Origin of the sequence: Synechococcus sp. EJ6-Ellesmere (genome assembly GCF_024345875.1) — a bacterium.
Lineage (GTDB): Bacteria > Cyanobacteriota > Cyanobacteriia > PCC-6307 > Cyanobiaceae > Regnicoccus_A > Regnicoccus_A antarcticus.
In genome coordinates this window covers 1-15,367 of sequence record NZ_JAGQBY010000073.1, presented here as the reverse complement: position 1 = coordinate 15,367, position 15,367 = coordinate 1, and the positions used below count along the sequence as shown (strand labels likewise).

At 61.8% G+C, this 15,367-nt stretch carries 20 protein-coding genes and 2 pseudogenes; 19 read left to right on the top strand and 3 right to left on the bottom strand.

Going from position 1 to position 15,367, the window contains the following annotated elements; genetic code table 11:
• Nucleotides 1-242: 242 nt before the first annotated feature.
• Both KBY78_RS09435 and KBY78_RS09430 read right to left on the bottom strand, forming a co-directional pair.
• On the bottom strand, nt 243-2,825 hold the full coding sequence (locus KBY78_RS09435; protein ID WP_255143375.1) for a DUF3987 domain-containing protein: 2,583 nt from the start codon (nt 2,823-2,825) through the stop codon (nt 243-245).
• 69 nt (nt 2,826-2,894) lie between these two features.
• Complete coding sequence (locus KBY78_RS09430) at nt 2,895-3,167, bottom strand: hypothetical protein (protein ID WP_255143374.1); 273 nt, start codon at nt 3,165-3,167, stop codon at nt 2,895-2,897.
• A 92-nt stretch (nt 3,168-3,259) separates the two neighbouring features.
• Here KBY78_RS09430 and KBY78_RS09425 point away from each other — a divergent pair, with 92 nt between their 5' ends.
• From KBY78_RS09425 to KBY78_RS16365, 14 genes and pseudogenes are all read left to right on the top strand, one after another.
• Nucleotides 3,260-3,556, top strand: a complete 297-nt coding sequence (locus tag KBY78_RS09425; RefSeq protein ID WP_255143373.1) for a hypothetical protein — start codon at nt 3,260-3,262, stop codon at nt 3,554-3,556.
• A gap of 11 nt (nt 3,557-3,567) precedes the next feature.
• On the top strand, nt 3,568-4,125 hold the full coding sequence (locus tag KBY78_RS09420) for a hypothetical protein (protein ID WP_255143372.1): 558 nt from the start codon (nt 3,568-3,570) through the stop codon (nt 4,123-4,125).
• Complete coding sequence (locus KBY78_RS09415; protein ID WP_255143371.1) at nt 4,122-4,394, top strand: cupin domain-containing protein; 273 nt, start codon at nt 4,122-4,124, stop codon at nt 4,392-4,394. The genes KBY78_RS09420 and KBY78_RS09415 overlap by 4 nt, the downstream gene beginning before the upstream one ends.
• A 178-nt stretch (nt 4,395-4,572) precedes the next feature.
• Entirely contained in the window at nt 4,573-5,316 is a 744-nt protein-coding gene (locus KBY78_RS09410) for a helix-turn-helix domain-containing protein (protein ID WP_255143370.1), read from the top strand.
• A 71-nt stretch (nt 5,317-5,387) separates the two neighbouring features.
• Nucleotides 5,388-6,239, top strand: coding sequence for a hypothetical protein (locus KBY78_RS09405; protein WP_255143369.1), 852 nt, complete (start codon nt 5,388-5,390; stop codon nt 6,237-6,239).
• Nucleotides 6,239-6,511: a hypothetical protein gene (locus KBY78_RS09400; RefSeq protein WP_255143368.1), complete on the top strand. Its 273-nt coding sequence runs from the start codon at nt 6,239-6,241 to the stop codon at nt 6,509-6,511. The genes KBY78_RS09405 and KBY78_RS09400 overlap by 1 nt, the downstream gene beginning before the upstream one ends.
• The gene (locus KBY78_RS09395; protein ID WP_255143367.1) at nt 6,501-7,154 is read left to right on the top strand and encodes a hypothetical protein; all 654 of its coding nucleotides are present in this window, start codon (nt 6,501-6,503) and stop codon (nt 7,152-7,154) included. Before KBY78_RS09400 ends, KBY78_RS09395 begins: the two co-directional genes overlap by 11 nt.
• Nucleotides 7,154-7,459: a hypothetical protein gene (locus KBY78_RS09390; RefSeq protein ID WP_255143366.1), complete on the top strand. Its 306-nt coding sequence runs from the start codon at nt 7,154-7,156 to the stop codon at nt 7,457-7,459. The genes KBY78_RS09395 and KBY78_RS09390 overlap by 1 nt, the downstream gene beginning before the upstream one ends.
• Nucleotides 7,456-8,265, top strand: a complete 810-nt coding sequence (locus KBY78_RS09385; RefSeq protein ID WP_255143365.1) for a BRO family protein — start codon at nt 7,456-7,458, stop codon at nt 8,263-8,265. Before KBY78_RS09390 ends, KBY78_RS09385 begins: the two co-directional genes overlap by 4 nt.
• A 73-nt stretch (nt 8,266-8,338) precedes the next feature.
• Nucleotides 8,339-9,091, top strand: coding sequence for a KilA-N domain-containing protein (locus tag KBY78_RS09380; RefSeq protein WP_255143364.1), 753 nt, complete (start codon nt 8,339-8,341; stop codon nt 9,089-9,091).
• Nucleotides 9,091-9,327 carry a helix-turn-helix domain-containing protein gene (locus KBY78_RS09375; protein ID WP_255143363.1) on the top strand — a complete coding sequence of 79 codons (237 nt, stop codon included), beginning with the start codon at nt 9,091-9,093 and terminating at the stop codon, nt 9,325-9,327. The genes KBY78_RS09380 and KBY78_RS09375 overlap by 1 nt, the downstream gene beginning before the upstream one ends.
• A 64-nt stretch (nt 9,328-9,391) precedes the next feature.
• Nucleotides 9,392-9,688 carry an AbrB/MazE/SpoVT family DNA-binding domain-containing protein gene (locus KBY78_RS09370; protein WP_255143362.1) on the top strand — a complete coding sequence of 99 codons (297 nt, stop codon included), beginning with the start codon at nt 9,392-9,394 and terminating at the stop codon, nt 9,686-9,688.
• A complete protein-coding gene (locus tag KBY78_RS09365; RefSeq protein WP_255143361.1) occupies nt 9,675-10,124 on the top strand; it encodes a type II toxin-antitoxin system VapC family toxin in 450 nt (149 codons plus the stop codon). Before KBY78_RS09370 ends, KBY78_RS09365 begins: the two co-directional genes overlap by 14 nt.
• A 4-nt stretch (nt 10,125-10,128) precedes the next feature.
• Nucleotides 10,129-10,482, top strand: a pseudogene (locus KBY78_RS16365) (DUF6880 family protein); the annotation flags it as partial.
• A 288-nt stretch (nt 10,483-10,770) separates the two neighbouring features.
• On the opposite strand, the pseudogene KBY78_RS16360 reads toward KBY78_RS16365, so the two are convergent.
• Nucleotides 10,771-11,034: pseudogene (locus KBY78_RS16360) on the bottom strand (transposase family protein); the annotation flags it as partial.
• 538 nt (nt 11,035-11,572) lie between these two features.
• Here KBY78_RS16360 and KBY78_RS09355 point away from each other — a divergent pair.
• From KBY78_RS09355 to KBY78_RS09335, 5 genes are all read left to right on the top strand, one after another.
• Entirely contained in the window at nt 11,573-12,178 is a 606-nt protein-coding gene (locus tag KBY78_RS09355; protein ID WP_255143359.1) for a hypothetical protein, read from the top strand.
• Between the two features lie 28 nt (nt 12,179-12,206).
• Nucleotides 12,207-12,965, top strand: a complete 759-nt coding sequence (locus KBY78_RS09350; protein WP_255143358.1) for a hypothetical protein — start codon at nt 12,207-12,209, stop codon at nt 12,963-12,965.
• Nucleotides 12,946-13,845, top strand: a complete 900-nt coding sequence (locus KBY78_RS09345; protein WP_255143357.1) for an exosortase/archaeosortase family protein — start codon at nt 12,946-12,948, stop codon at nt 13,843-13,845. Before KBY78_RS09350 ends, KBY78_RS09345 begins: the two co-directional genes overlap by 20 nt.
• Nucleotides 13,842-14,498 carry a hypothetical protein gene (locus tag KBY78_RS09340; protein WP_255143356.1) on the top strand — a complete coding sequence of 219 codons (657 nt, stop codon included), beginning with the start codon at nt 13,842-13,844 and terminating at the stop codon, nt 14,496-14,498. Before KBY78_RS09345 ends, KBY78_RS09340 begins: the two co-directional genes overlap by 4 nt.
• A 135-nt stretch (nt 14,499-14,633) precedes the next feature.
• Entirely contained in the window at nt 14,634-15,290 is a 657-nt protein-coding gene (locus KBY78_RS09335) for a hypothetical protein (protein ID WP_255143355.1), read from the top strand.
• The last annotated feature ends 77 nt before the right edge of the window (nt 15,291-15,367 follow it).

Sequence of the window (15,367 nt, the reverse complement as noted above, 5' to 3'; positions counted from 1 at the left end):
GCCGGGATCCGCTCCTCAATCGACACGTAGGAGAACAGGGAGCCGCTGCGCTCCCGGTGACCTCGCATCTGGACTGGGCAGTTGGCCCATTTTCGCAGATTTGGGCGGGTTTTTCAGCAAACTCCTAAAACCCTTATCAGGACTGGGTTGTTCTGGGGGGACAGGCGGATGTCCCGCCAATGTCCCCCCCTGTCCCCCTATCCAGAGAGAAGAGAGCAGTGGCGCCAAGGGGCAGCTGGCCCTCATGGCAGGTCCATCACGGCGGAATACAGCAGTCCGCCGCGGGGGCCGGTATCTACCTGGCCATAGCCAGCGGTCGCCAGCGCCTGCAGGGCCTGCTCGGCGGAAACCACATTGAGGTGACGCTTCTCCCGCCAGGCCAGCCTGCTGCGCAGATCCTTCCAACTCACAGGTCCACCGATACCTGCGGCGATGCGATGCAGTCGCTGCATCAGCTGACTGAGTTCTGGCCCATCAGCGTCAGCTGTAGCCAGCTCATGGAATCCCAGGGCCCAGCCATCGAGCGCCTCCACCAGGGCGATGGCGGCCTGGAGCACATCCACGCCGATCGGTGCCGCAGGCGGGAGCTGACCGCAGACGCGATGAAGCACCTGGAGCAGGCCGGCAATGCGCAGCACCTTGCCTGCGGCCTTGCCATGAATCGCGGCCTGGGCGCCCAATCGGGCCGCCAGGGACTGCTCCTGCTTGCCGTGCTCGTAGTGGGAGAAGAGCTCCAGCGCCGCCGGCGCCAGCGCGTAGGTCGCCGGCGGTAAGCAATGGACGGCACGGGCGACCGTGGCCAAGGTGTCGGCACCGTCGCGCACGGCCAACTCCTGCTCCGGGGTGATCACCGTGGGCAGTGGTGCCGTGCGCTGGGGCAGGGGGGAAAACAAAAAGCGGGCCCACTTGCCGGAGGGGTCACCCCCTTTCACCAGGGCACTGAGCACCTCCGGCTGGATGCCGCCATAGATCGAGACGTGGCAGCGCTCAAAGGAGCGATCCGCCGCGCTGATCCGCAGCGAGGTGTAGCTGTGGCCATCAAAGAGCTCCAGCAGCTGCTGCTCATCGGCGCCGCGCCCCTGGCGGTAGGCATTGAGGGACCCAAACAGACCGGAGAGTTCATCGCGGCGCACCAGCACGGCCAGGCCACGGGCTTCTAGGGCCTGCAACTGAGCCGCCAGGGCCTCCCCCGTGTAGTCCTGCAGCTGCAGGTGAATAGGTACGGGCGCGGGCGGCCGCTCAGTGGCCTTGCAGCCGCGGCACTGCTCCCTCCAGTCCTCCTGGGCGCGGCTGTTATCGCGCGCCTGATCACGGCGCAGCTCCGTGGTGGGCTCCACCACCAGCAACCGCTCCAGTGGTGTCTTCTTCTGGCCGCTGCGAGCAACGGTGCAGACGTAGAGATTGGTCGGCACCACATAGCGGGTGATCGGGTTACCGCAGACGGCGGTGCCGAGCTTGGTAAGACCGGAGATGCAGGCCAGCCACGCCATCGCCACGGCGGTGTCGCTGTAGGGGAGCTGGGTAGTGAGGCTGGCCAGGGAGAGCGCCAGCTGAGGCGGGAACAGTTGCTCGAGGGTGATCGGCTGCTGGCGGCGGCGCTCGCGCTCCTGCAGCAAGGCCCCACCGGCTTCCTGAAGCACCTCCGCGAGCTGGGCCTGCTGCTGCAGCGCCTTGAGCAGGGCGCGCAGGCTCTGGGGCACCAGCTCAGAGCTGGCCGCCAGTTCATCAATCAACAGCTCCAGATCGACCTGATCCAGGTCGTCAGCAAGCGCCTGCTCCAGCAGCTGACGACATTCGTGGCGGCTGAGCACCCTGGGGGTCGCAGAGGCTGCTGGCGACAGGCGCAGACCCGCTTCTTCGCACGGGGAGGTGCGCTCAGCAACAAGGCAGCTGGCCGCACGAGCGTCGTAGCCGTCGAGGGCGGCGTGGTGATGCAGGGTGCCGATGGTGACGCCCCGCCCCTTGAAGGAGCGCCACTTGAGCAGGCACTCGGCCTCGTCGAAGTGGCTGGAGCCTCGCGACCACTCCACCCAGGCGGCCAGCAGACCGGGGTCGACGGAATGGAGTGCCATCCCCACCTGCAGCCAGCTGGCGTAGTCGTCGCGGGGCTTGATGTGAGCCAGCAGCTGCAGCGCCCGCTCGCAGTCCTCGGCAGAGGGTTCGTAGTCGGCACTGACAGGCTCCTGCGGCTGCTTAAACAGCGGCTCCAGTAACCACTCGGGAGCATCGGCTACCTGCTGCTCTGCCGGTGAGCGGCCTTCCATCCAGCGATAGCCGCCGCTACTCGGATGCACCCCGGCGATCACCGACTGATGACCGTCCCAACGCAGCTCAAATACTGTCTCGCACCGGGAGGTGCGGCCAGCAGAGTCGCACCGGGAGGTGCGGTGATTGGGGGCACACCGGGAGTTGCGCTGGGCAGAACGGCTCCAGCAGCGGCGGCCACGCAGACAGGGCCAGAACTCCAGCGGCACGCGGTAAGCCAGCTGCCCCCGCTGCGGCAGTCCCGAGGTCCAGCCCACCGTCGCCGGCAAATCGGTAGGGGGGCGGCCGTAGATCCGCCGGAAACAGCCAGCTGAGCCAGGACCATCGAAATCCACCGCCATCACACCGGAGGCCGGGCCCAGCACCAGTCCCACCGCCAGCACATAGGGGCTCGCGGTGACGGTTTGGAACTCCTCGAAGTTGAGGCCGGCGGCAGACCAGTTGCGCAGCAGTTCGCCGCTGACTGGATCCACCGGCCGTTTCTGGCCGTCGATCGGGATCAGGGCCCAATCGGAGTCGATGCTGCTCAGGCTGTCCAGCACGGCAGGGGTGAGTGCCATCAGCCGCTGCTCAGCGCCCACTGGACTTGGCAGCACTCGGCGGCGACGCGCTGCACCACGCCGCCGGCATCAAAGGCAGCCATCAGGGTTGAGCGCAGCGGGGGCTACGAGCGGCCGCAGGGCTGCGGCGGACTGCCCTGCGCAGCTGTCGGACTGCAGCGGCAGGGGGCAGCCGCGGCCGCAGGATCTGGCACGAGCCTCGGCGCGGCTGGCGGCCCTGGCCTGGCGCCGGATGTGCTCCCGCAGGATCGCGCGGATCAACACCACCCGCGGCTCACCGCCTCGATGGGCATCAAGCCAGCCGAGCACCTCGTCACTGAGGCGGATCACATAGGACCGCAAGGCTCACGTTTCCGGGGCAGCGGCAGCGTATTCGTTTCGACTCGCAGACGCAAGGAAAGCGAGTACGCTCTCCTCAGGGTCTCGGGGTAGCCATGGTCAGCAGTACAGGGGCGGCGCTTTTCTCGCAGGGGGAGGCGGTGTTCGTGCGACCAATCGCCCATGCCTGGCGCCAGCAGCCGTTCACCGTGATCAAGCGGCTCTGGCGCAGGGGCAGGCTGCCCCACTACAAGCTGCAGGCACCCGATGGCGGCATCTGGCTGGTCAGCCAGCTCGAACTGGCCGCCAGTCCAATCTGGAGCTCCACAGAAGGTGACGAGGCACGCCCACGCCGCCGGCGCCGCCTCGCAGCTCCCGGGGCGGCCAGCAGCATTGCCTCCGTTCAGCAGTAGGCCGTGGCTTGGTGGCGCCACCTGAACTCTCTGATCAGCAGGGGCAGCAAACCCGCACGAGCGCTGCCGAGATTCATGCGGCCATCGAGCGACTGCTGGCGGGGGAGGCGTTCCTGGCGAATCGTCCCTGGAGCGAGATCTGGTGGGGGCTGATGCACCTGGATCTGTTCAGCGGCTGGCGGATCGCGATCTGGATCAAGCGCGATGCCCTTGGTGTCTGCCATGCCGCCAGCGCTGCCGATGGCCGCAACTGGCTCTACGGCTGCCAGCGGGATGACTGGACATTGGGACCCGCCGCAAGGATTCTCGAGCCGCTCGGCCTGCTCAGCCCCAGGCAGAGGCAGGCACTGGAAGCACGACTGCGCCGGGCCTGCTGCTGGCCGGCTCCAGCGCACCTGGACGGCGGCTGGATGCCACCGCTGCACCAACTCCAGCACCCTCGCCCGCGCCGGCGAGCGAGCAGCAAGCCAGGCAGGACTGCGGCAGCGAAAAGCCCGCCATGCCCAGAACAGGTACCAGCAGGCAGAGGCACCATGGGTCCAGCCAATGCGCCTGCGTTCAAGCCGTGACGATCACCATCACCTCCCCCTGCCCGGAGAGCACCATCAACGAGCTGGGAATCCGGCAGTGGCCGATCTGGTCCTGCGAGCCCAGCACCTTTCCCTGGACCTACGACGAACAGGAAACCTGTCTGCTCCTGGCTGGTGAGGTGAGCGTGACAGCTGATGGCGGGGAAGCGGTCCGCTTCTCTGCTGGTGATCTGGTGGTATTCCCCGCTGGACTGTCCTGCACCTGGGAGGTGCACCAGGCGGTGCGCAAGCACTACCGCTTTGGCTGAGCCGGCCCAGCGTCCCCCGGCATCCCTAGGCCTGACGACGGCAGCCAAGGCCCCTGGATATCAGCGCAGCGGTGGCATGACCAGTGCCAGCCCGCCAAGCTGAGTTTTGACTAATCCCACTGTGCTTCAGGGTGGCTGTGCCTTAGCGTGCTCCTAAGACCCCTCAGGCTCCCGAGGCATGGCCAACTGGTTCGCTGAGATGGAGGAGAAGCAGGCGGAAGCGCGCCTCGCCTTCGGGCGCATGCTGCGGCTGTGGCGAGAGCGCAACGGCTGGACCCAGTACACGGTGGCGGACTGGGGCAAGGAGGCTGGCTTCCCGACGATCAGCTACGGCAACCTCAGCGCGATCGAGCAGGGCAAGGCCGGTGAGCTGCGCCGGCCCGCCTTCTTCCAGATCGCCGAGGCCAGCCAGCGGCTCCATGAAAGCCGCTACGGCACCATCCGCAGCAAGGAGCTCCGCGACAAGATCAAGGCCGGCCGGCCGCTGCTGGGCAATGATGACCAGCCCTGGGGCCCGCAGGAGCTCTGGGCCTGCTACGTCGGCCTGCAGGACATACCCGAGGCCTACAAGGTCCAACCCAAACCAGAAGCCCCAGCCCTCAGCGCCAAGGAAGCACGGGAGCTGAGCAGCCGCTGGCGAGGAGCGGTGGGCGAGGCCATCGACGCCCATGAGCTCGATCCCTTTCAGGCCTTGCAGGCCATCGCCCGGCTGGCACCGCTAGCCCACCGCAAGCAACTGCGCAAGGTGCTCACGTCCTTCGGTGACTACAGCCCAGCAGACCTGCGCGAGCTGTGGGATGGGGACTGGCTGCCGCAGCAGTGGATCCAGACCTGGCAGAGCAGCCTCAGCGGCAACACCGAAGCGACAGGGCGCGAACAAGCCCAGCCCCAGGATCCATCGACAGTGGCCCCGAGTTCCTGAGGAGGGGTTGCACCTCACGTTACCGAGCCCATAAGATCAGCTCAACGGGCAACGGTCCCGCATGAGCCTCTATGGACAACCCTTTACCCCAGGGCGCACAGGCAGTGGAGCTGCTCTCGCCGGAGGCGCACCACTGGCGAGCTGAGCGCGAGATGGCCGATGCGCTCTCGGCCTTTCAGGCCCAGGTTCAGCCCGCCACGGAGCTGACGCTGCGGGCGGTGGTGGAGGCCGCCAAACCCGCGTTCCAGCGGGGCTTCTGCTTTTCGGTGCGCAGCACCGATGAGGGAACGGCCGTGCTGCTGATGCACCGCAGCGGCGCCCAGCAGAGTGCCGAGAGCGAGGCCTATGACGCGGACTTCCAGCTCAGCGCCAGGCTGCTGGCCGGCTTGCTGGGTATTCCTGTGGACGCGTCACCCCGGCCCAGCAAGGCCGAGTCAGAGAAGTGTTCTGAAGTCGGTGCCGCAGCAGCGGCAACTCCAGTTGCGGTACCTGCGCAAGCCGTTCATGCGCAGATAGCCCCTGGCGGCAGCAACGGGGAGGAAGCGGATGGCTTGCTGGAGGCGGATCCTGCCGATGATCCAGACCTTGAGCCCCTCAACCCTGAGCAGATCAGCACGCTGACCGCGATGCTCAAGGCGATGGCCCGCAGCGATAAGGAGGCCTGGAAGCGCTTCTCCATTGCCTTCCGCGACCATTTCCAGGTGCCGCGCACAGCGCGCACCATCACCGATCGCATCACCCAGCGGCGCCACGCCGATTTCATTGATCGCTTCGAGCAGGAGCTGATCAACACCACGCTGCCAGCAGCCCACCAGGGGCCCGGCAGCGTCGCACCGACAGGTGCGCCTAGCGAATCGGAACCGACAGGTGCGCCTAGCGAATCGGCACCGAGAGGTGCGCTCAGCGAATCGGAGGCGATCTGATGGCGACCCCACAGCGACAGGAGCGGGGCCGGCGCATCGCCTACGGCCATCGCCAGCACGAGCAGCACCTGGCCCCGGACGGCGGCCACTACCTGCAGAGCAAGGTCCGCAGCGATGTCTGGGCGGTGTTGCAGCAGCTGCGCCAGCAGCACGCCCTCTCGATCAGCGGCGCCGCCCATCACCTGATGCGGCTGGGTGCCGGCCTCGATCCCCTTTCACCCCTTGATCAACTCACCCGCACCGAACGGTGCGCGACACACGATGGCCATTGAGCTCAACGACGGCGCCCGCATTGGCGCGCCGGTGATCCGTCAGCAGCGGCTGGGCGAGATCGCCAACCTGGCGGTGGTCCGCACCGAACAACGAGACCGCCTGCGCCGCAACCTCAGTAGAGGCGAGATGGAGACGATTCCCAATGGCACCGACCGCCAGGGGCAACCCAAGGTCAAGCAGGAGATGGTGATCCATGCGGTGGCCATGCCCGGCACCACGATGGAGGCCCGCCTCGGCGAGGAGGGCGGAGTGCCCAGGCCCGGTGATCGGGTGCGGCTGATCCTCAAGGCCAAGGGATTCGGCGACTGGATCGAAGCCCGCCGCAGCCACCGCAAGGGGAAGCTCAATGTCGGTGATGTGCTGACGCTGGAAACCCGCTGGGCGCAGCAGTACGACCAGGACGGCAATCCCAAGGGCACCAAGATCGAAGACCAGGCCGCCGCCGATGCGGTGCCACGCAACGTCACCATCGGCTTCTACGGGCCCCTCTCCCTCAAGGAAGGCAGCGAGTCCCGCTGGATCGAGGCGGCGGAGCAGGCCTACCGCGATGACGAGGCGGCCGAACGTCAGCAGCGCTCAATCCCGCTGGATGACGCCTCGGACTTTGCCGATGAGTTCGGAGATGAGGAGGTGCCGTTCTGATGGCTTCCCTCCACAACAGCAACGTGGGGAGCAGCGCCCCCAGGCCCCAGCGGCGCCAACCCCAGCTGCCAGCCTTCTGCCGCACCCGCCGGCCCACGGTCGCGGTGCGGGTGACCACGCTGCAGCGTTTGCATTGGCTGCTCTGGCTGGCGGTCGCCCTGCAGCTGAGCACCCTGCTGCTGCTCCTGGCCGGTCCAACACCTCCGAGCCTGAACCCCCGCCCTGCACTGGGGAGCGGGCCTGTGGTCGCCGCGTGCCAGCAAAGGAAGTCGAGCGCTGCAGTCCCATCGCTTTCCACGTCATGAGCAACCGCACCTCATTGGTGCCCCATTGGTTTGAGGGGCATCGCATCCGGCTGAGCCGTGACGCCAACGGCGAGGCCTGGTTCGTCATCGCCGACATCTGCGCCGCCTTGACGGAGAGCCCGATGGCCTGGGCGCTGACCGCCCGGCGGGAGGAGGAGCACGGTCTTCATAGCGAGGAGGGGCCCGGCAGCCAGGGTCTGACCCTGGGCCTGATCAGTGAGGCCGGCCTGCTGCGCAGGCTGCTGGATGGCGAGAGCCCAACAGCAACGCGCATGCGCCGCTGGCTGAGCCATGAGCTGCTGCCGTCCATGCACCACCCAGCGGTTCGAGCGGCGCTGCCTCAGCCAGCTCCGCAAGGAAAGCAAACCCAGGCCGCAAAGGCGGTGCTGCGCATCGCCGAAGACATCATCGAGCTCACCGGCGTCAGGCAGTCCGATGCCCTCACTGCCGCTCTCGCCGATATCGAAGCCACCTCCGGTCTGCGCTTGGCTCCGCTGCTGCAGGTCCTGCGCGATCTCGAACCTGCTGCCTCAGACCATCGACACCGCCAGCTGGAAGCCCAGCCGGTCGAGGTACGGCTGAATGCGGAACAGCTGGCCGAGCGGCTGGGGTGCGCGATCAGGGATACCAACCGCCGGCTGGCGGCCTGCGGCCTGCAGGCGCGCAATGACCTCGATGACTGGCAGCTCACCGAAGTCGGGCGCGACTGGGGCCAGACCCTGCCCACCTGCGCACGGGGCCAACGCGGCCAGCAAATCCTCTGGGATCCCGCGGTGATGGCGCTGCTGCGGGAGGAGTTGCCATGACATTGCCGTCACCACAGGCGCCTGCTGCCTCACCTCACCACCCCTGTCCCAGTTCAGCGAAGCTTTCGTTCCCATGAAGACGCACACCCTGGTGTCCCGTTCCTGGAACGGCACACCGATCACACGCCGCACCACTGATGGCTACGTGAATGCAACGGCGATGTGTAAAGCCAACAAGAAGCGCTGGTCCGATTACCGCGAGTCAGACCGGTGCCAGCAGTACCTCGACGCCCTTTCTCAAACAACGGAAATTCCGGTGTTTGACCTGATCGAGGCACGGCAGGGCCAGGGCGGCGGCACCTGGGTCCATCCCCAGGTCGCGGTTGATCTGGCCCGCTGGATCAGCGCACCGTTTGCGGTGTGGATGGACGGCTGGTTTCTGGAGAGCCTCCAGCAGGCTGCGCCGGCGCCGGTGATGACGCCCCCACCCAGGCTCGGTGCTGCAGACGTCATTGCCTTGGTGGAGCAGAGCGTCGCCCTGTTCGAGAAGCTCGGCGGCCTCGATCAGCGGGACGAGCTCCTGTTCAAGGACATCGTGCGCAGCAGCGTTCTCACCGCGAGTTCAGGGGTTGTGCCCGCCATCAATGCAGACGACGAGCTGACCCTGGGTGATGCCTGGCTGGAGGTGTTCCAGCAGGTGCTGCCGCGCACACAGTTCGGCTCCGCAGGAAAGCTCGTGGCCCGGGCCTATCGCCAGGAGTTCGGCAAGGAGCCGCCATGCCGCCAGCAGTTCGTCGATGGCGCTCCCCGTCAGGTGAAGAGCTACCGCCGTTCCTGGCTACTCAACACGCTGAAGGGATTCAAAGCACAGCTGGCGGGGAGCTGATGGACAGCACCGCAACACCGGCCCGTCAGCGGGTCTGGATGAGCACCCCAGAAGCATGTGCAGCCCTGGGCATGAGCCGTGAAACCCTCCGCAAGCTGAGGCTGCGGGGGGTTCTGGTTCCTGGCAAGCACTACCGCCGCTGGGGTTGCACTCAGGGCCGAGGCCCGTTGCAGTGGCATTTGGAGAACGTCGAGGCCACGATCACCGGCTGGAGCCGGCGGCATCTCCGGCCCTAAACCACGCAAACCTGATGTAGAGTCGAGTATCTACAACAGGCCGACCGCGGCCGAGCTGGCTCCCTTGGCGCAGTCTCAGCCCAGTGGCCATTCTGTTGATGCCAGCCGGCACTTCCAGCAGGCGATCCGCCGCTGGGGCAACAGCCTGGCGGTGCGGCTCCCCGCCGATTGCCTGCGTCAGGCCGGTCTGCAGGAAGGCGACCAGATCGAGATTGTCGTTGGGCCCGATGGTCGGCTGAGCCTGGAACCCTTGCAGCATTTGGATCGCTCTGCTCTTGCTGCCGATCTACGCCAGCTGCAGGCCACCATGCCCCTCACCCCATCGGTGATCGAGGAGTGCCGCACCGGTGAGCGCTGGTGATGACAGGCCATCAATGATTTACCTCGACACCAGCGTGGTGGTCGCCCTGCTGACCCCGGAAGAGCGAAGCCCCCTGGCGCTGAACTGGTTTGAGCAGTGCCGCGAACCCTTGATCAGCAGCGACTGGCTGATCACCGAAACCCACAGCGCCCTGGGCATCAAGCAGCGCCACCATGGCCTCAGCCCCCAGGCACGCCAGGCTGCGGGGGAACAGTTCGAGCGATTGCTGCAGGGCGGCGTTGAACTGCGTCCGCTGGACCGGGGCCGCTTCCGTCACGCTGCTGAACTGCTCCAGGATCCAGCCCTCGGCCTGCGGGCCGGTGATGCCCTGCATCTGGCGGTGGCGCTCCACAGCCGTTGCTCCCAGCTGGCCAGTTTCGACGGACGGATGCAGCAAGCCGCCGCTGTCCTGGGCCTGAGTCCAGCACTGGCATAGGGCGGTGGCCAGCAAGCGCACCCTCAACGCCAAGAATCTGGAAGCCCTGGGTGCTGCAGCGCTGGCGGAGCTGTTGATCGAGGTGAGTGGTGGCAACGCCGTCATCCAGCGGAGGCTGCGCCTTGCCCTGGCCGCTGCCGAGGGGGTCGAAGGAGTCGTTCAGGAAGTGCGCAAACGCCTAACCGCGATCGACCGGGCCACCACCTTTGTGGATTCGGCCAGACGCAAGGCCCTCGTGGCCGATCTGGAGGCCCAGCTCCAGGCGATCATCGGTCCGATCGCGGCCGGTGATCCCAAGCAGGCCTGCGATCTCTTGCTGCGTTTCCTCGAACTCTCCGAGGGTGTGCTGGCGCGCAGCTCCGATGGCACCGGCGCGGTGATCGGGGTGTTCGAGCGGGCCGCCGAGCAGCTGGGCCCCGACGCGATCCAACAGCTGGCGCAAGGCCGCGATCTCGCCTCCGGCATCGGTGGCGTAGGTGTTTTGGGCAATCGCCACCCCAAGGGTGTTGGAGTACAGGCTCACCTGGGCGATAAAACGCGCTGCGCCAGAGGCGGTTTTAGGGATCCAACCCCCCAGGGTCTTTGCCTCACACACCCAGGGGTCGACAGACTCGGTGACGCCAGGCTGGGCTGCCATCCACTGCTGCAGCAGAGCCTCGAAGCCATCGACATCGAGCTGAGAGAGCAGCAAACGGAAGGTCGAGTCCGACGGCGGGTTGGCCACATGGGTGCCGAGCAGCTCGTTGAGGGTCTTGCGGTGGCGTTTGGCAAAACGCGCCATCCCGAGCAGCGAACCCTGGTTGCTGAGAATGGCCAGGATTGCCACCAGCAGCATCCACCACTGCGGGTAGCGAATCCCCCGACGCAGACGGCAATCGGGAAGCGCCTTGAGGAAGCTGATCAGATCCACTGCGGCGGCTGGGTTCTCGAGCGGCAAGGCCAAGAGATTCGGGCGAGACCTGCGCACCTAACCGGAGCTGACTGCCGCACGCCAGGGCTACTGGGACAGACTTCTAATAGGCCCTGCCAGCGAACAGTTGAATACGATCCTAGTTGCTCCTTTTAATTCAGAGTTGATGCGGATTCAATAGACATAACCGTTCCATGCCTCATGCCCTGTGCTGGGGCGTGGAACCCAATGGTGACAGGGTCTTTCCATACCTTTCCATGCCTTCCATCCTAAATTAGATAATAAAACAATAACAGATGACGAGAAGCCAGGGATAAGAATAGTTTGAACAAAAGGCATGGAAGGCATGGAGCCAGGTTGAACGGAATTGCACTACGGCCATAGCAATCCCAGCCTAGAAAGGGATAAAGCGATGAAAAAGTCTTGATAATAAATAAGAGAAATGAAAAGAAAGTGCCGAGATGGGTCTGGGGTAAAATGGCTAAACAGTTACCGCAAAGTTTTGGGCGGCCAACTTCGCGCTACAGTTGGTGAGTGCTTGAAAAGCGATGGCTGCCCCAACCCCCCCAAAAAAAAGAATCACCCTCGTGTTTCGTTAGCAGGCGATAATTTTATTCCGTGCCTTACCAAGAAAGCGCTTGGTGGTGCTCTCGGCGCGGTCGTGTCTCTGTTAGTGTTTGCCGATAGCCAGGTCCAGGCTGTTACTGTGAACGTGGGCGGCCTGGATTATGAGGTGACTACGTTTTTCGGCTCGTACAACGGAGATATAGCGAAATTCGAGACAGCGGCCAACGGGGGCGTCATGCCTTGGTGGGGATCACAAGCAAATGCTTCGGCGTTTGCGTTGGCCGTGGGTACGTCACTTGGCACGCCCAACTTTGACAATGGTCCTTTCTTTACCTACGGCCTCCCAACTTCCACCGTTACCTTTAGCTCGCAGTACCAAAATGGAACCATTGTTTCTCCGTTTGGTATAGAAATAAACACTACCCGAACGTTCGCGCAAGCGACCTTAGTCCAAGCCGTTCCGGGCCCCCTTCCAGCCCTTGGTCTTGTTGCTGTCTTCGGCTTCAGTCGCAAGCTAAAGAAGCGTATCAAGCTCCATAAAGTAACCAGCAATGCTGCGGCAACACCCGCCGCCTGATCCAATACCCGGCACCTTGCCCCTCTACATGAACGCAAAGCTTCTCCGAACTTGTGGGCGCGCTCTGCTAGCTGCTTTTGTCATTACCGTTGTTGCCGTTCTCTTCCCCTTGAACCTGGCGGAGCCGAGCTGGGGGCTACGGCTATCCACCATGGTGGTTAATTCAGCTTCCCTTCCGCTGGTTGGCCTACTGCTCATGCGGTATGCCGCACACTTGGATGCTGAATATGCCAATGCCTTGCTTCTGAAAGAGCTGGCAACAGAGTCGAGTGCTCCTGGTTTTGAAGGAGAAGAGGAGCCGTTTGATCCATTTGAAGAAGAAAAAAAGATGATGCAGCTAGCCCGAATTGCCGCTCCAATGGAGGGTCTTCGCCGGCTAGCATTTCAAGGCTTCATTTTACTAATTCTTCTGGCAATCTGGCAATTCGTTTTAGCATTTGCTTCGCTGGATCGAATCTCCTACCAGAACCTCGAGCTGTCTCAACAGATTGAAGCGCGTTTTCAGGCAGTGGAAGGAAATATCAAAACTGCCCCAGGAGAAGCGATCTCAAAAGCATGGATTGAGTCCCAGCCCAAGGGAACGACCTCCCCAAGCCTTTCTGAGCCTGGCATTGCCGCTCAAAAAAACGATATTCTGAAAAATGTGAAGGCACAGAAATTGCAGGCCTACCAAAATCTAGAAGCTCAAAGCTCTACGGCCCAGTTCAATCTAGCCAAAGATATTATCCGCATCATCCTAATGGCGATCATCTACGCCTGGGGATTCTATGGAATTGCAAGGCTCTAAAGGCCCCCTAAGGATCTTGGTGTTAAGAGCAAGATTGATACGCGCCAATCGTCGCTCGCAATGGCTGCTGCTGGCGGGATTGCTCTGCCTGTGGAATACGAGCCTGCTTTGGCTATCTCATGCCTCAGACAGTGTCCAGTGCATCAATCTGCTGCTCTGGCTTGGCATTCTGATTTCACTAGAAGATCAGCTTCCCTCGCTCTGGCCTAGGCCATCAAACGTTTCGGCTGCTTTAGGGTTTTCGCTGATCACACTCGTACTCATACGTGGCTCATCAATCATCCACCAGTACGACAAGTTCTTATCACTTGCCCTACCTGTCATCGCGTTGGGGTTGTGCCTGCTGAATCGCCCCATGGCTGAGTGGAAGCTCTTCCGCAAACCCTTGGCGATAGCTTTTCTATGGCAAGCTTTTACCCCCGTTGGCATTTTTCTAGGGTGGTCTTTGAGCAATATATTGCCGAACCTTTCGGCATTCTTTACTTGGCTATTGCTGCATGGCCTGGGGCTGAAAGCCACAGTATCGGGACAAAAAGTTTTACTGGGTTCTGGCGGAGTGGATGTGTATCTACCCTGTGCCGGGCTGGAGCAAATCCATTTTTCGCTGGTTATTATTGTGATCTTTTTAATCGTCTTTCCTTTGCGAAAAAGAAGTCATATCATTCTGGCACTCGCGGCTTCCGTGCCCATCGCCATCACTTGCAATGTGGTGCGATTGGCCTTACTTGCGTACTTTACAAGCTGGCCGAATGGAGAAGGAATGGGGCTTTTCGATTTTTTCCATGAATCGCATGGGAGTCTGATTTTCTCGCTGATTGCAGCATCGCTTGTTAGCTATTTGTATCTCAGGATCCTTGATCGCGAATTGCTCGTCAAATGAAGCCTCCAAATCCCAAGCTTTCGCATTCTAAGCAAAAGATTTTATTTCTAAGCCTCTCTTCTGTGGCAAGCGTTGCTGTAATTCAACAACTCTTTTTCCCAATCAGGCCAGCCCTGCCAAGAGTGCCTGTTGCATTGCCTTCCTCGATTACTTCTCTTGATTTGAATTTAGCTCCTCAGGGATTAAAGCCAGAATCAATCAGTTTTGAGCGCCAATACTTGGCAGGCCGTAGCCAGCACTATCTGTCACGCAATGGTGACTATCTGATTTTGACACCACTGTCGAGTTGGATGCTTATATCAATTAACCCACTAGATATTTCAGGCGAATTGACCCCTAAGCAGCAACTATTGAATGCAAAAATCCTAACTGTAATTCCAAATAAACTACAAATCGCTACTGGTAAGATTGGTAGTTCGCCAGCTTATCAAGGCTGCTTGACACCTAATGGCCAGGTGGCGATTGATGCGCAGCAGCTTGCTGCTCCAAAGCCAAGTTTTGGGGAGAAAACTCTCAATACAGTTTGGCCTTCTTCTCTTTATTCGTTTTCCTGTGTATTGATAACTACCAATCAACGCTTATTACTGGATGGTTCCAAAACATCAAGGGTGTTTTTAAAAGAACTCGACAAAAGTATTGTTTGGCCACGTTAATATCTGCACCTTCACCTTCTCGAGCGGTGAGATACTAATGGTGGGTACCCCTGAAACGGTGGCAGAGCATCCGACCAGCCATACAGGCAGGTATCTCAAGTAGGTGCTGGAGCAGCATCCGCCAGAGGTGGGGGCATGTTGAGCGGTGGTTTGAGGGTGGTTTTTGAGGGTTTGGGGAGGGAGGGGGTGTGGCTTGGGTCAACCCGGAGTCATTCAGGTTCTGGCTTTTGGTGGTCGTTTCCGGGCAATGTTCGTGGCGAACCTTTTATGCAGTTGAATTGTTTTAATCTATATAAAAAAATTTTTTTGATGTTGCGCATCCCGCTAACCCTGCTTAAACCTGCGGTTTGTCTGCTGCTGGGTGCTTCCGCAATTTTTACGACCACTGCTGCGAGTGCGCTTACAACATATTCTTTAACATTCAGTTCTGACACTATTGGCAACACGTTGTCTGGTAGCTTTGATATTGACGACAGTGACCCTGCAGCACAGGACTTTACTTTCTCATTTGTATCTATCGAACCGTGGTTGACTAACTTATCACTCACGGAAACAATTTCAGGCGTTAGCACTACTTACGATCAATCTAACTACTCCGGATTTGTCTGGCATCCCTCTCCACGAGTTGATTTTACTCTTGATTTGGTTCCTCAGTTTTTCGATATTAATTTCTTTGCTGCTAATTCCTCTGCTCCAACTGACAGTATTCGGGACCTATCAGGAAAGTTGTCCGCTCGGGGTGAGCAGCGTCCCAGCAAGTGGTGTAATTCAGGAGGAGCAGCACCGGCGTAGCCGGTGCTGACGGCTCAGCTCTTCAAGCGTCAGTCGTGGCAAGAGGTGGGCCGGTCTGTGACCCTGTTCGGAGCACT

What these genes read in the sequence shown, in the direction of transcription:
- KBY78_RS09335 (WP_255143355.1), top strand. Translation starts at nt 14,634, where the DNA reads ATGTTGAGCGGTGGTTTGAGGGTGGTTTTTGAGGGTTTGGGGAGGGAG.
- KBY78_RS09350 (WP_255143358.1), top strand. Translation starts at nt 12,207, where the DNA reads ATGAACGCAAAGCTTCTCCGAACTTGTGGGCGCGCTCTGCTAGCTGCT.
- KBY78_RS09400 (WP_255143368.1), top strand. Translation starts at nt 6,239, where the DNA reads ATGGCGACCCCACAGCGACAGGAGCGGGGCCGGCGCATCGCCTACGGC.
- KBY78_RS09380 (WP_255143364.1), top strand. Translation starts at nt 8,339, where the DNA reads ATGAAGACGCACACCCTGGTGTCCCGTTCCTGGAACGGCACACCGATC.
- KBY78_RS09410 (WP_255143370.1), top strand. Translation starts at nt 4,573, where the DNA reads ATGGCCAACTGGTTCGCTGAGATGGAGGAGAAGCAGGCGGAAGCGCGC.
- KBY78_RS09345 (WP_255143357.1), top strand. Translation starts at nt 12,946, where the DNA reads ATGGAATTGCAAGGCTCTAAAGGCCCCCTAAGGATCTTGGTGTTAAGA.
- KBY78_RS09395 (WP_255143367.1), top strand. Translation starts at nt 6,501, where the DNA reads ATGGCCATTGAGCTCAACGACGGCGCCCGCATTGGCGCGCCGGTGATC.
- KBY78_RS09390 (WP_255143366.1), top strand. Translation starts at nt 7,154, where the DNA reads ATGGCTTCCCTCCACAACAGCAACGTGGGGAGCAGCGCCCCCAGGCCC.
- KBY78_RS09435 (WP_255143375.1), bottom strand. Translation starts at nt 2,825, where the DNA reads ATGGCACTCACCCCTGCCGTGCTGGACAGCCTGAGCAGCATCGACTCC.
- KBY78_RS09425 (WP_255143373.1), top strand. Translation starts at nt 3,260, where the DNA reads ATGGTCAGCAGTACAGGGGCGGCGCTTTTCTCGCAGGGGGAGGCGGTG.
- KBY78_RS09405 (WP_255143369.1), top strand. Translation starts at nt 5,388, where the DNA reads ATGGACAACCCTTTACCCCAGGGCGCACAGGCAGTGGAGCTGCTCTCG.
- KBY78_RS09375 (WP_255143363.1), top strand. Translation starts at nt 9,091, where the DNA reads ATGGACAGCACCGCAACACCGGCCCGTCAGCGGGTCTGGATGAGCACC.
- KBY78_RS09340 (WP_255143356.1), top strand. Translation starts at nt 13,842, where the DNA reads ATGAAGCCTCCAAATCCCAAGCTTTCGCATTCTAAGCAAAAGATTTTA.
- KBY78_RS09385 (WP_255143365.1), top strand. Translation starts at nt 7,456, where the DNA reads ATGAGCAACCGCACCTCATTGGTGCCCCATTGGTTTGAGGGGCATCGC.